Source organism: Klebsiella sp. JB_Kp004 (genome assembly GCF_040065795.1).
Taxonomy (GTDB): Bacteria; Pseudomonadota; Gammaproteobacteria; order Enterobacterales; family Enterobacteriaceae; genus Klebsiella; species Klebsiella quasipneumoniae.
Map to the genome: position 1 here is coordinate 44,410 of NZ_JBEAKW010000005.1, position 13,572 is coordinate 57,981.

The 13,572-nt window shown below is 57.3% G+C and carries 10 protein-coding genes, 1 other RNA gene and 1 pseudogene; 6 read left to right on the top strand and 6 right to left on the bottom strand.

Annotated elements, in window-relative coordinates:
- Positions 1–133 precede the first annotated feature (133 nt).
- From aroH to ABLX76_RS06260, 3 genes and pseudogenes are all read right to left on the bottom strand, one after another.
- A complete protein-coding gene (aroH, locus tag ABLX76_RS06250) occupies positions 134–1,180 on the bottom strand; it encodes a 3-deoxy-7-phosphoheptulonate synthase AroH (RefSeq protein ID WP_032453261.1) in 1,047 nt (348 codons plus the stop codon).
- A 154-nt stretch (positions 1,181–1,334) separates the two neighbouring features.
- Positions 1,335–2,168 (bottom strand): pyruvate, water dikinase regulatory protein, encoded by an 834-nt coding sequence (locus ABLX76_RS06255; RefSeq protein ID WP_002909061.1) that lies wholly within the window; start codon positions 2,166–2,168, stop codon positions 1,335–1,337.
- Positions 2,169–2,315: 147 nt separating this feature from the next.
- Positions 2,316–2,431: pseudogene (locus tag ABLX76_RS06260) on the bottom strand (hypothetical protein); the annotation flags it as partial.
- Positions 2,432–2,506: 75 nt separating this feature from the next.
- Here ABLX76_RS06260 and ppsA point away from each other — a divergent pair.
- A complete protein-coding gene (gene ppsA, locus ABLX76_RS06265) occupies positions 2,507–4,885 on the top strand; it encodes a phosphoenolpyruvate synthase (RefSeq protein ID WP_004203115.1) in 2,379 nt (792 codons plus the stop codon).
- A gap of 86 nt (positions 4,886–4,971) precedes the next feature.
- On the opposite strand, the gene rprA is transcribed toward ppsA, so the two are convergent.
- An RNA gene (gene rprA, locus ABLX76_RS06270) (antisense sRNA RprA) lies at positions 4,972–5,079 on the bottom strand.
- Between the two features lie 189 nt (positions 5,080–5,268).
- Entirely contained in the window at positions 5,269–6,381 is a 1,113-nt protein-coding gene (ydiK, locus tag ABLX76_RS06275; RefSeq protein ID WP_023290101.1) for an AI-2E family transporter YdiK, read from the bottom strand.
- 218 nt (positions 6,382–6,599) lie between these two features.
- Here ydiK and ABLX76_RS06280 point away from each other — a divergent pair, with 218 nt between their 5' ends.
- From ABLX76_RS06280 to ABLX76_RS06290, 3 genes are all read left to right on the top strand, one after another.
- Positions 6,600–9,656 carry an FAD-binding and (Fe-S)-binding domain-containing protein gene (locus tag ABLX76_RS06280; protein WP_032453253.1) on the top strand — a complete coding sequence of 1,019 codons (3,057 nt, stop codon included), beginning with the start codon at positions 6,600–6,602 and terminating at the stop codon, positions 9,654–9,656.
- Positions 9,653–10,063 carry a 1,4-dihydroxy-2-naphthoyl-CoA hydrolase gene (gene menI, locus ABLX76_RS06285; RefSeq protein ID WP_023290099.1) on the top strand — a complete coding sequence of 137 codons (411 nt, stop codon included), beginning with the start codon at positions 9,653–9,655 and terminating at the stop codon, positions 10,061–10,063. The genes ABLX76_RS06280 and menI overlap by 4 nt, the downstream gene beginning before the upstream one ends.
- Before the next feature lie 203 nt (positions 10,064–10,266).
- Positions 10,267–10,515 carry a GlsB/YeaQ/YmgE family stress response membrane protein gene (locus ABLX76_RS06290; protein WP_004203110.1) on the top strand — a complete coding sequence of 83 codons (249 nt, stop codon included), beginning with the start codon at positions 10,267–10,269 and terminating at the stop codon, positions 10,513–10,515.
- 98 nt (positions 10,516–10,613) lie between these two features.
- Here ABLX76_RS06290 and ABLX76_RS06295 read toward each other — a convergent pair whose 3' ends face one another.
- Entirely contained in the window at positions 10,614–10,934 is a 321-nt protein-coding gene (locus ABLX76_RS06295) for a hypothetical protein (protein ID WP_072419985.1), read from the bottom strand.
- A 598-nt stretch (positions 10,935–11,532) separates the two neighbouring features.
- Between ABLX76_RS06295 and ABLX76_RS06300 the strand changes: the two genes are divergently transcribed.
- Positions 11,533–12,513: a DUF1852 domain-containing protein gene (locus tag ABLX76_RS06300; RefSeq protein ID WP_065881307.1), complete on the top strand. Its 981-nt coding sequence runs from the start codon at positions 11,533–11,535 to the stop codon at positions 12,511–12,513.
- A 23-nt stretch (positions 12,514–12,536) separates the two neighbouring features.
- Positions 12,537–13,568 (top strand): methionine synthase, encoded by a 1,032-nt coding sequence (locus tag ABLX76_RS06305; protein ID WP_023290096.1) that lies wholly within the window; start codon positions 12,537–12,539, stop codon positions 13,566–13,568.
- Positions 13,569–13,572: the final 4 nt, after the last annotated feature.

Consider the following 13,572-nt stretch of genomic DNA (forward strand, 5'->3'; position numbering starts at 1 on the left):
AAAATCAAAGCAACAATGATAATCATTATCAATAATGTTGTTTTTGACGGCAAGCGTTATTTATCGTGTTACCGAATTTGGTAGGGGAATGGCAGAAGGGGATCGCCCACCGCAGGCGCGGCGGGCGGAGCGGTCACAGACGAGTGGCCGTGGCGGCCGCCAGTTCGCTCAATAAACGTTCGCTGTCTTCCCAGCTCAGGCAGGGATCGGTGATCGACTGGCCCCAGGCCAGGGGCTGGCCGGGAACCACTTTCTGGGTCCCTTCCTGCAGGAAGCTCTCCGCCATAATGCCGGCGATGGCGGTAGAGCCCGCGCGAATTTGCTGACAGATATCGGCGCACACCTCCAGCTGACGGCGATGCTGCTTCTGGCAGTTGCCATGGCTGAAGTCGACCACCAGCTGCTCCGGCAGATTGAATTCACGCAGCGCCTCGCCGGCGGCGGCGATATCCTCGGCGTGATAGTTCGGCCGTTTGCCGCCGCGCATAATGATATGCCCGTACGGGTTGCCGCTGGTCTGGTAAATCGTCATCTGCCCCTGCTTGTCCGGAGAGAGGAACATATGGCTGGCGCGGGAGGCGCGGATGGCGTCTACGGCGATGCGCGTATTGCCGTCGGTACCGTTTTTAAACCCGACCGGGCAGGAGAGCGCCGAGGCCATTTCACGGTGGATCTGGCTTTCCGTGGTGCGCGCCCCGATGGCTCCCCAGCTGATGAGATCGGCGATAAACTGACCGGTCACCATATCGAGAAACTCGGTGGCCGTCGGCACCCCCAGCTCATTAACCTGCAGCAGCAGGCGCCGTGCCAGTTCAATACCGTGGTTGACCCGATAGCTGCCGTTGAGGTCCGGATCGGAGATTAAGCCTTTCCAGCCCACCACGGTACGGGGTTTTTCAAAGTAGGTGCGCATCACGATCTCCAGCTGCGGCTGGTAGCGCTCGCGCATGGTCTGCAGGCGGCGGGCATACTCCATCGCCGCGTCGGTGTCGTGAATGGAGCAGGGGCCGATAATCACCAGCAGGCGGCGGTCTTCGCCGTTGAGGATTTTTTCAATGCGGCGACGGGAGGCCGAGACGTGGGCGGCCACGTCGGCGGTGACGGGATGGCGCTGGGCCAGCTCCGCGGGCGTTACCAGGCTTTCAATACGCGCGGTACGCAATTCGTCTGTTTTATTCATTGGGGTCTCAAAAATCTGTTTCTTCGCCAGCGAAAATGCCGGGAAGTGATGCGCATCACGATAAACCAATCCCTGCTTATTGCAAGAGCAGGGCATGATCCTGTATAGGCCACGGGTGATAGCATAAACAAATTTTTAATAATGTACTAGTGTATTAGTACATCCTGCGATTCAGTCCCATGATGTCCATGATTTTTGTCGCTATTTCCTCAACGGAATAGTTGGTGCTGTTCAGGCAGGGGATTTTATTCTTACGATACAGCGCCTCCACTTCGGTCACTTCCATCCGACACTGGCGCAGCGAAGCGTAGCGGCTGTTCTCCCGGCGCTCCTCGCGGATCGCCGCCAGACGCTCCGGATTGATGGTCAGGCCGAACATCTTATGCTGCAGGGGTTTCAGCGACGCCGGCAGAACCAGATTGTCCATATCGTCGGCGATAAACGGATAGTTGGCGGCGCGAATGCCGTACTGCATAGCGAGGTACAGACTGGTGGGCGTCTTGCCGCAGCGCGACACGCCGAGGAGGATCACCTGCGCCTGGTCAAGGTTGCGCAGCGAGATGCCATCGTCATGGGCGAGGGTGTAATCGATGGCGGCGATGCGCGCATCGTATTTGATCAGGTTCCCGGGGTTCAGGCCGTGGGTGCGGTGGGCCACTGGCGTCGGGTCGAGGTTGAGCTCCTGCTGCAGCGGGGCCACCAGCGCCTGAACGATATCCTGACAAAAGCCCTCGCTTTGCAGAATGATATCGCGGATTTCCGGAATAACGATGGAATAGAACACCAGCGGGCGGATGCCCGTTTGCTGATAAATGGCGTCGATCTGCTCTTTCACCGCCCGCGCGCGGCTGATATTTTCCACAAACGGCAGGGTCACGCTGCTGATGGCGACCGGGAATTGCGACATGACGGCATGCCCCAGCACCTCCGCCGTAATGGCGGTACCGTCAGAAATATAAAATACGTGGCGATCTACAGCACTTTCCATTTTGACCATCCGGTATAATGAGTTTAATTGCCTGAAAGCGGATATTAAATTTAAGCATATCCCTGTTTGATTTGTCTCTTCTTAAAATTGAAACGCTATTTTTGTTTTTTATGAAAAGGGTGGTTCATTTTCTTTTTTTTGCCGTAATTTCCAGCGTTTTTCGTCATAATTCCTAAAAATCATTGAGTTATCTATATCGGGGGAACAGTCCGAAAAAAGAAAAATAATTTGCTTGAACGATTCACCGTTTTTTTCAGCACCATAAATATGTCAGGATAATCTTGCAGTCGATCGTGAAATTTTTTTCACTGGTATTAAATCACAAAAGGATTGTCTCGATGTCCAACAATGGCTCGTCACCGCTGGTGCTTTGGTATAACCAACTCGGCATGAATGATGTAGACAGAGTTGGGGGCAAAAATGCCTCCCTTGGTGAAATGATTACGAATCTGTCCGGTATGGGTGTGTCCGTACCTAACGGGTTTGCCACCACCGCTGATGCTTTCAATCAGTTCCTGGACCAAAGCGGTGTTAACCAGCGCATTTATGCGCTGCTGGATGAAACCGACATTGACGACGTTTCCGCATTAGCGAAAGCGGGCGCGCAGATCCGACAGTGGATCATCGATACCCCCTTCCAGAGCGAACTGGAAAACGCGATTCGCGATGCTTATGACCTGCTGTCCGCCGATGACGCCGAGGCCTCATTCGCCGTGCGCTCTTCCGCCACCGCGGAAGATATGCCGGACGCCTCCTTCGCCGGGCAGCAAGAGACATTCCTCAACGTGCAGGGCTTTGACGCCGTGCTCGTTGCCGTGAAGCACGTGTTTGCTTCACTGTTTAACGATCGCGCGATCTCCTATCGCGTGCATCAGGGTTACGATCACCGCGGCGTGGCGCTCTCCGCCGGGGTGCAGAGGATGGTCCGCTCCGATCTGGCCTCCTCCGGCGTCATGTTCTCCATCGATACCGAATCCGGCTTTGACCAGGTGGTGTTTATCACCTCGGCGTGGGGTTTGGGCGAGATGGTGGTGCAGGGCGCGGTGAACCCGGACGAATTCTACGTCCACAAACCGACGCTGGCCGCTGGCCGCCCGGCGATCGTGCGCCGCACCATGGGGTCGAAAAAGATCCGCATGGTTTACGCGCCGACTCAAGAGCACGGCAAGCAGGTGCGTATCGAAGATGTGCCGCAGGCGCAGCGCGATATCTTCTCGTTAACCAACGAGGAGGTGCAGGAGCTGGCGAAGCAGGCGGTGCAGATCGAGAAGCACTACGGCCGTCCGATGGATATCGAGTGGGCGAAAGATGGCCACACCGGTAAGCTGTTTATCGTCCAGGCGCGTCCGGAAACCGTGCGTTCCCGCGGCCAGGTGATGGAGCGTTATACCCTCCACGCTCAGGGGCAGATCATCGCCGAAGGGCGCGCCATCGGCCACCGCATTGGCGCCGGTCCGGTGAAGGTGATCCACGATATCAGCGAGATGAACCGCATTGAGCCAGGCGATGTGCTGGTTACCGATATGACCGACCCGGACTGGGAACCGATCATGAAGAAAGCCTCGGCGATCGTCACCAACCGCGGCGGACGTACCTGCCACGCGGCGATCATCGCTCGTGAGCTGGGTATTCCGGCGGTGGTCGGCTGCGGCGATGCCACCGATCGCATTCAGGAAAACCAGAACGTGACCGTCTCCTGCGCCGAAGGCGACACCGGCTATGTCTACGCCGAGCTGCTGGACTTCAGCGTCAAGAGCTCCAGCGTCGGCGACATGCCGGATCTGCCGCTGAAGGTGATGATGAACGTCGGCAACCCGGATCGCGCCTTCGACTTCGCCTGCCTGCCGAACGAAGGCGTGGGTCTGGCGCGGCTGGAATTTATCATCAACCGCATGATTGGCGTTCACCCGCGCGCGCTGCTGGAGTTTGACGACCAGGAGCCGGGCCTGCAGAACGAAATCCGCGAGCTGATGAAAGGCTACGATTCGCCGAGAGAGTTCTACGTTGGCCGCCTGACCGAAGGGATCGCCACCCTTGGCGCCGCTTTCTATCCGAAACGGGTGATTGTGCGCCTCTCTGACTTCAAGTCGAACGAATACGCCAACCTGGTGGGCGGCGAGCGCTATGAGCCGGAAGAAGAGAACCCAATGCTCGGCTTCCGCGGCGCCGGACGCTACGTTTCCGAAAGCTTCCGCGACTGCTTCGCGCTGGAATGTGAAGCGATGAAGCGCGTGCGTAACGACATGGGGCTGACCAACGTCGAAGTGATGGTGCCGTTCGTCCGTACCGTCGCCCAGGCGAAAGCGGTGGTCGAAGAGCTGGAGCGTCAGGGGCTGAAGCGCGGCGAGAACGGGCTGAAGATCATCATGATGTGCGAGATCCCGTCGAACGCGTTGCTGGCCGAGCAGTTCCTCGAGTACTTCGACGGCTTCTCCATCGGCTCGAACGACATGACCCAGCTGGCGCTCGGTCTGGACCGCGACTCCGGCGTGGTCTCTGAGCTGTTTGATGAACGCAACGACGCGGTGAAAGCGCTGCTGTCGATGGCGATCCGCGCGGCGAAGCAGCAGGGTAAATACGTCGGCATCTGCGGCCAGGGGCCTTCTGACCATGAAGATTTCGCCGCCTGGCTGATGGAGGAGGGGATTGATAGCCTGTCCCTCAACCCGGATACCGTGGTGCAAACCTGGTTAGGTCTGGCGGAACTGAATAAATAAGTTCGCCCTGACAGTACAGATCCCCGGCAGCGATGCCGGGGATTTTTTTTGCCGGTGTCAGGCCGCCCGGCGTCGCGATGCGCAGGACAAAAAAAAGCCCATCGTGGGAGATGGGCAAAGACTACACACAGCAATTCGTTGTTTCACTCAGGGGATTTCCATGCTTATAAATCAAGGTGTTGATTTATAACCGTGAGCTAATAGTAGGCAGCGGGGCCTTTGCCGTCGATCAGATTCCTCTCAATAGTTAAATTGTTGTGAAGGACCGGGAGGGTAAAAGCGGGTGCGGGGCGTACAAGGCTGGCGTTTTGCCGCCGATCAATTAATTTTGCTTAACAATTGTCCAGGGGGGAGACAGGCGGGTCCCCCCGCCTGACAGGGCATTACTTGCGCCCGGCCTCCAGCTCGCTGAGCTCTTCGAGCACGACATCGGGGTCTTTCGGCGGCGGCGGCACTTCGTGCACCCAGGCGTCATACAGGCGCCAGGAGACGGCCAGCAGCACCGGACCGATAAACAGGCCGATCATGCCGAAGGCGATCAGGCCGCCAATGACGCCGGTAAGAATGAGGATCATCGGCAGGTCGGCGCCCATACGGATAAGCACAGGGCGGATAACGTTGTCCATGGTGCCGACCACGCAGCTCCACACCAGCAGCACGGTGCCCCAGGTGGTGTCCCCGCTCCAGTAAAGCCAGATAATCGACGGCACCAGAACCAGCAAAGGCCCGAGCTGGACCAGACAGGTAAAGATCATCACCACGGTCAGCAGGGCGGCGTAGGGCACGCCGGAGATGGCAAGGCCGATCCCGCCCAGCACCGCCTGAGTGAGGGCCGTCACCACCACGCCCAGCGCCACGGCGCGCACGGCCTGGCCGGCCAGCAGCACGGCGGCGTCACCGCGTTTAGCCGCCAGGCGCGTGGCGAAATAGCGAAAACCGTAGGCTACCTGCTCGCCGCGCCAGTAAAGCAGCGCGCTGAATAACAGCATCAGGCCGCAGTAGACCAGCAGCTTGCCGATGTGCGCCGCCTGACCGACAAACCAGCTGGTGGTGGTGCCAATGTAGGGGCGAACCTTGGCCATAATCGCCGAGCCGCCCATATCCAGCAGGCCATGCCAGGCGGCGTAGAGTTTATCGCCGACCAGCGGCACGCTGTTGAGCCAGGCGAAATCCGGCAGCGTCACATTTCCGCTGCTGATGAGTTTGATCAGCGGAACGCTGTTATCCACCAGGCTGTTAACCAGCAGAGCGATAGGAATCACGAATAGCAAAAACAGCAGCAGGGTCATCGCCAGCACCGCCAGCATCCGTTTGCCGAACAGCACGCGCTGCAGACGCAGCAGCACCGGCCAGGTGGCGATCACCACGGTGCCGGCCCAGGCGAAGGACAGAATAAACGGCTGCACAACCCACAGGCAGGATATGATAATCAGGGCCAGGAACAGCACCGACAGCAGTATTTGCGGTATGTCCCGAGGCTGATGGGGGTTAATCATAGAGAATTTTTACCTTTCCAGTCGCGCCAAAAAGCTGGCGCTGCGTAAATCCATGTACTGATAATAATATCAATAATTTTGCCGGGCTGATTTTGCACAGAAAACACGTGGGCGCATATGAAAAAAATGTGATAAAAAGTTGAATGCGCTACGCAAACGTTTAGTTAGCACCAACACAATATTTTCAAACACAACATAGTCAGGCAGGGTCAAGTGTGATGATCCCACAAATTTCTCAGGCGCCAGGGGTAGTTCAACTGGTGCTGAATTTTTTGCAGGTACTGGAGCAACAGGGTTTTACCGGCGATACCGCCACCAGCTATGCCGACAGGCTGACGATGGCCACCGACAACAGCGTCTATCAGCTGCTGCCGGATGCGGTCCTGTTTCCACGTTCCACGGCAGACGTAGCGTTACTGGCGCGGGTCGCCGCCGAACCACGCTTTAAATCGCTGATCTTCACCCCGCGCGGCGGCGGCACCGGCACCAACGGCCAGGCGCTGAACGGCGGAATTATCGTCGATATGTCCCGCTATATGAACCGCATTATTGAAATCAACCCCGAAGAGGGTTGGGTGCGCGTCGAAGCCGGAGTCATCAAAGATCAGCTGAACCAGTTTCTTAAACCCTATGGTTACTTCTTTGCGCCTGAGCTCTCCACCAGCAACCGCGCCACCCTGGGCGGGATGATAAACACCGACGCCTCCGGACAGGGATCGCTGGTGTATGGTAAAACGTCGGATCACGTGCTTGGCCTGCGGGCGGTGCTGATGGGCGGGGATATCCTCGATACCCAGGCGGTGCCGGTGGCGCTGGCGGAGACGCTGGGCAATACGCCCTCGACGATCGGCCGGATCTACAACACGGTCTACCAGCGCTGCAAGGCGCAGCGCGAGCTGATCATTGATAAGTTTCCCAAACTCAACCGCTTCCTCACCGGATACGATCTGCGCCACGTCTTTAACGATGAGATGAGCGAGTTCGACCTGACGCGGATTTTAACCGGTTCGGAAGGGACGCTGGCGTTTATCACCGAAGCGCGGCTGGATATTACCCGCCTGCCGAAGGTGCGCCGGCTGGTCAACGTCAAATATGACTCCTTTGACTCTGCGCTGCGTAATGCACCCTTTATGGTGGAAGCCAAGGCCCTGTCGGTGGAGACCGTCGACTCTAAAGTCCTCAATCTGGCGCGCGAGGATATCGTCTGGCACTCGGTGAACGAACTGATCACCGACGTACCGGATAAAGAGATGCTCGGGCTGAATATCGTCGAATTCGCCGGGGATGACGCGGCGCTGATTGACCAGCAGGTCACCACCCTGTGCCAGCGTCTGGACGAGCTGATGGCCCGCAGCGAGGCGGGAGTCATCGGCTGGCAGGTTTGTCACGATCTTGATGGCGTGGAGCGCATCTATGCCATGCGCAAGAAGGCGGTAGGCCTGTTGGGTAATGCCAAAGGTGCCGCCAAGCCGATCCCCTTTGCCGAGGATACCTGCGTCCCGCCCGAACACCTGGCGGATTATATCGTCGAGTTTCGCGCGCTGCTCGACAGCCACGGCCTGAGCTACGGTATGTTTGGCCACGTCGACGCCGGGGTGCTGCACGTGCGCCCGGCGCTGGACATGTGCGATCCGCAGCAGGAGGTGCTGATGAAGCAGATATCCGACGATGTGGTAGCGCTAACGGCGAAATATGGCGGTCTGCTGTGGGGGGAACATGGCAAAGGCTTCCGCGCCGAGTACAGCCCGGCATTCTTTGGCGAGGCGCTGTACGGCGAGCTGCGGAAGATCAAAGCGGTCTTCGATCCGGATAACCGACTGAACCCGGGGAAAATTTGTCCGCCGGAAGGGATTGACGCGCCGATGATGAAAGTCGACGCGGTGAAGCGCGGCACCTGGGATCGGCAGATCCCTATCGCGGTGCGCAGCGCCTGGCGCGGGGCGATGGAGTGTAATGGCAACGGGCTGTGCTTCAACTTTGACGTAAAAAGCCCGATGTGTCCGTCGATGAAGGTGAGCAACCAGCGCATCCACTCGCCGAAAGGGCGGGCGACGCTGGTCCGCGAATGGCTGCGTCTGCTGGCGGATCGCGGCGTCGATCCCAATCAGCTGGAGAAGGCGCTGCCGGAGCAGGGCGTTAGCCTGCGCTCGCTGGTGGCGCGCACGCGCAACAGCTGGCATGCGCGCAAAGGGGAATATGATTTCTCGCACGAGGTCAAAGAGGCGATGTCCGGCTGTCTGGCCTGCAAAGCCTGTTCGACCCAGTGCCCGATCAAAATCGATGTCCCGGAGTTCCGCTCACGCTTCCTGCAGCTGTACCACAGCCGCTACCTGCGGCCGGTGCGCGATCATCTGGTGGCGTCGGTGGAATCCTATGCGCCGCTGATGGCCCAGGCGCCGAAGACGTTTAACTTCTTCATGAACCAGCCGTGGCTGAAAAAGCTGTCGGAGAAGCATATCGGGATGGTCGATCTGCCGCTGCTCTCGGCGCCGTCGCTGAAGCAGCAGATGGCCGGCCACCGCTCCGCCAACATGACCCTTGAGCAGCTCGAAGCGCTGAGCGCCGAGCAGAAAGCGAAGATGGTGCTGGTGGTGCAGGATCCCTTTACCAGCTATTACGACGCCCAGGTGGTGGCTGACTTTATCCGTCTGGTTGAGGCCTTAGGCTATCAGCCGGTGCTGCTACCGTTCTCGCCAAACGGCAAGGCGCAGCATATTAAAGGATTCCTGACCCGCTTCGCGCGCACCGCGCAGAAAACGGCAGACTTCCTTAACCGCGTGGCGCAGCTGGGTATGCCGCTGGTCGGGGTCGATCCGGCGCTGGTGCTCTGTTACCGCGATGAATATAAGCAAACGCTTGGCGACAAGCGCGGCGATTTTCAGGTGCTGTTAGTCCATGAGTGGTTGCCGAAGGTCCTGACCGCCGACGCCCGTCCCGATCCGGGCGGCGAGCCCTGGTACCTGTTCGGTCACTGTACGGAAGTGACCGCGCTGCCGGCGGCGACGAAGCAGTGGGCAGAGATTTTTGCCCACTTCGGCGCGAAGCTGGAAAACGTCAGCGTCGGCTGCTGCGGGATGGCAGGCACCTATGGTCATGAAGTGAAAAACCATGCCAACTCGCTGGCCATTTACGCGCTCTCCTGGCAGCAGGCGATGCAGCGGCTGCCGCGTAACCGCTGTCTGGTGACGGGCTACTCCTGCCGCAGCCAGGTGAAGCGCATTGAAGGCAGCGGCGTTCGCCATCCGCTGCAGGCGTTACTGGAGATAATCGGATGATTTGGAAACGTCAGGCCACGCTGGAGCAGCTCAACCGGCTCGGTGAGGGAAACATGGTAGGGCTGTTGGATATTCGCTTTGAGACCTTTACCGACGATACGCTGGAGGCCACCATGCCGGTGGATGGCCGTACACAGCAGCCGTTTGGCCTGCTGCACGGCGGGGCGTCGGTGGTGCTGGCGGAGACGCTGGGGTCGGTGGCGGGTTATCTGTGCAGCGAAGGCGAACAGAAGGTGGTGGGGCTGGAGGTTAACGCCAACCACATTCGTTCGGCGCGCGGGGGCCGGGTGCGGGGCGTGTGCAAAGCGCTGCACGTCGGGACTCGCCACCAGGTCTGGCAAATTGAAATCTTCGACGAACAGTCGCGATTATGCTGTTCATCGCGGCTAACCACCGCGGTAATATAAGTCGTAACCGGGAGGCGAATAGCCTCCCTTTTTTCAGGGGAATAAGCGGGGGCGGGTCCGCCAGCGCGAAACATCAGGCCAGCTGCGCTACCGCGCGGCGGCAAGAAATTATCTAATAAATAGATTATTACCGATCCAATCTCGTTATATATGCTACTCTTTTCAATACGAAATGCTTAAAGGTAACAAGAGGACGGTTAACCATGGGTATTCTTTCCTGGATCATTTTTGGACTTATTGCCGGTATTTTAGCCAAGTGGATTATGCCGGGGAAAGACGGCGGCGGGTTTATTGTAACCATTATTCTGGGGATCATCGGCGCCGTGGTCGGCGGCTGGATCAGTACCTTCTTTGGTTTTGGCAAAGTCGACGGGTTTAATTTCGGCAGCTTCGTGGTGGCGGTAATCGGTGCGCTGGTCGTGCTGTTTATCTACCGTAAAGTGCGCAGCTAATTTTCAGCATTCTGTTTTATTCAAGCTAACAAAAGCTGCCGCGATAAGCGGCAGCTTTTTTATTATCACAGGACTCAGGCAGAGCGCCGACGCCAGGGCTATTTCCCGTCGGCATCCTCCGCAACCGGCACCACCTCAACGTGAACTTCGTAGTGCTTCGCCTGACCGGTGGGGATCAGGGCGGTCAGTTTGTTAATGGTTTCCGCCGGCGTATCGGTCGCGACCGTTGCTGAAAACAGCACCGGCTTGCGCGGCGGAAACGGTGGTGGGAACGGCGGTTGGGGGCCATGACCCATCTCCAGCGGAGGACGACCGCCGTTGTCGACAGCGGGCGTCGGGGCGTCGGTTTTATCGGCGGCAAACGCGCTGGCGGCGGCCACGGCGGCGATAGCGAACAGGGCAAGGAGAGCTTTTTTCATCTGGTATTCCTCGATTAACAAGTACCAAAAGAGTAGAGGGCGGCGGCAGGCGGGACAATCCCGTGCGGCGCGAATCCTCTGAATCTCCTTTATTCCTCGCGAATGTGAAGGTCAGATGAGTGCGGGTGTCATTGTGTTCGGGAGCCTCTTAATTCAGCAGTACGCTCATAATCAGCAGCACGGCCATGCACATCGACATAATACTGATATCAACAATCATTCTGTACGACAAAAGCTCCAGCTAAACGGGTACGACGGCTATGTTAAAGCACGTATTATAGTGGTTAAAGATTGTACCCTGGCATACATTCACACCACAAACGTTTATTAGCCTGACGTGGCCTGAACTGCCGCCCCTGACCATGGCATCATGACGATACCTCGAGTACACCTGGCGCTTAGCGGAGCAACATGAGGATAGCTCATGTTGCAATGAATTTAAGTCGCTTTCCCTCCATCACCGACTCTGGCAAAAATAGACCCATTAACGAATCAACAACATTTACCGGTTGAAGCGCGCCAGGTCTGACTCTGCGTCGCCTGTGGAAAATACTCCGCTTATTCCGCTTTATGCCCGACACCAGGATGGACAATCGCCATGAATAACGAATTTACCTATACGATTAAGCGCAGCCGGTTTGATGAAAATTATAACCCTGCGGAAAATACGCGTATTACCACCAACTTTGCCAATTTGGCCAGAGGGGAGAGCCGTCAGGACAATCTGCGCAATACGTTAATCATGATGAATAACCGGTTTAATACCCTGGCGCACTGGGATAATCCCTACAACGATCGCTATGCGGTGGAACTGGATATTATTTCTGTCGAGATGAATATTGCTCAGAATGCCGCCAGTTTTCCGGTGATAGAGATCCTGCAAACGCATATTGTCGATAAAAAAACCGGTGAGCGCCATGCCGGTATCGTCGGCAATAACTTCTCTTCGTATGTGCGGGATTATGATTTTAGCGTGCTGCTGCTGGAGCATAATAAAGACCAGAACCGCTTCAGCGTGCCCGAAAACTTTGGCGAGCTGCACGGCAATATCTTTAAGGATTTCGTGCAATCCAGCGCCTATAAGACCAGCTTCAGCAAGGCGCCGGTGATTTGCCTGAGCGTATCCAGCAAAGATGTTTACCGTCGCACGGGCAACGAACACCCGGTCCTCGGCATTGAATATGCCCAGGAAGGCGTCTCGCTGACCGAGCGCTATTTCAGCAAAATGGGGCTGCAGGTGCGCTATTTTATGCCAAAACATAGCGTCGCGCCGTTGGCCTTCTATTTTTCCGGCGATCTGCTCAGCGATTACACCAGCCTGGAGCTGATCGCGACCATCAGCACGATGGAGACGTTTCAAAAAATATACCGACCGGAGATCTACAACGCGAATTCTGCGGCGGGGCAATACTATCAGCCCAATCTCAATCACCTGGATCATTCCGTCACCAAAATTGTTTATGACCGGGAAGAGCGCAGCCTGTTGGCGATAGAGCAGGGTAAATTTACACAACAACATTTTATCAACCCGCACAAGACATTGCTTGAGCAATGGTCTGCTAACTTCGCGCTTTGCTAAACCAAAATAAAAGGCTACTGATTATGAAAACATGGCTTCCGACATCGACCGCCGGCAGTTTACCGAAACCTTCCTGGCTGGCGCAGCCAGAGACCCTGTGGTCGCCCTGGAAACTGTCCAGCGAAGAATTACTGGCCGGCAAGCGCGACGCCCTGCGTTTGTCCCTCGACGACCAGCTGCGGGCCGGGATCGATATTGTCAGCGACGGCGAGCAAACGCGGCAGCACTTTGTCACCACCTTTATTGAGCACCTCAGCGGCGTTGATTTTGCCAAACGCGAGATCGTGAAAATTCGTAACCGCTATGAGGCCAGTGTTCCAACCGTGGTGGGCGCCGTGGAGCGCCAGAAACCGGTCTTCGTTGAGGACGCGCGCTATCTGCGTCAGCTCACCAGTCAGCCGATTAAATGGGCGCTGCCGGGCCCAATGACCATGATCGACACGCTGTATGACAACCACTATAAAAGCCGGGAAAAGCTGGCCTGGGAGTTCGCCAAAATCCTCAATCAGGAAGCGAAAGAGTTAGAGGCCGCCGGGGTCGATATTATTCAGTTCGATGAGCCGGCCTTCAACGTTTTCTTCGATGAGGTGAACGACTGGGGGATCGCCGCGCTGGAACGAGCCACCGAAGGGCTGAAGTGCGAGACGGCGGTGCATATCTGCTACGGCTACGGCATCAAGGCCAATACCGACTGGAAAAAAACGTTGGGCTCTGAGTGGCGTCAGTATGAGGAGGCCTTCCCACAGCTGCAGAAATCGTCCCTCGATATTATCTCTCTCGAGTGCCACAACTCGCGGGTGCCGATGGATCTGCTGGAACTGATCCGCGGTAAAAAGGTGATGGTCGGAGCCATCGATGTGGCCAGCCATGCTATCGAAACCCCGGAAGAGGTGGCCGCTACCCTGCGCAAGGCGCTGGCGTTCGTCGATGCCGACAAGCTCTATCCGTCCACCAACTGCGGTATGGCGCCGCTGCCGCGCCAGGTCGCGACCGGCAAACTGCACGCCTTAAGCGCCGGCGCCGAGATCGTTCGCCGCGAGCTGGCGGCACAATAAGGCG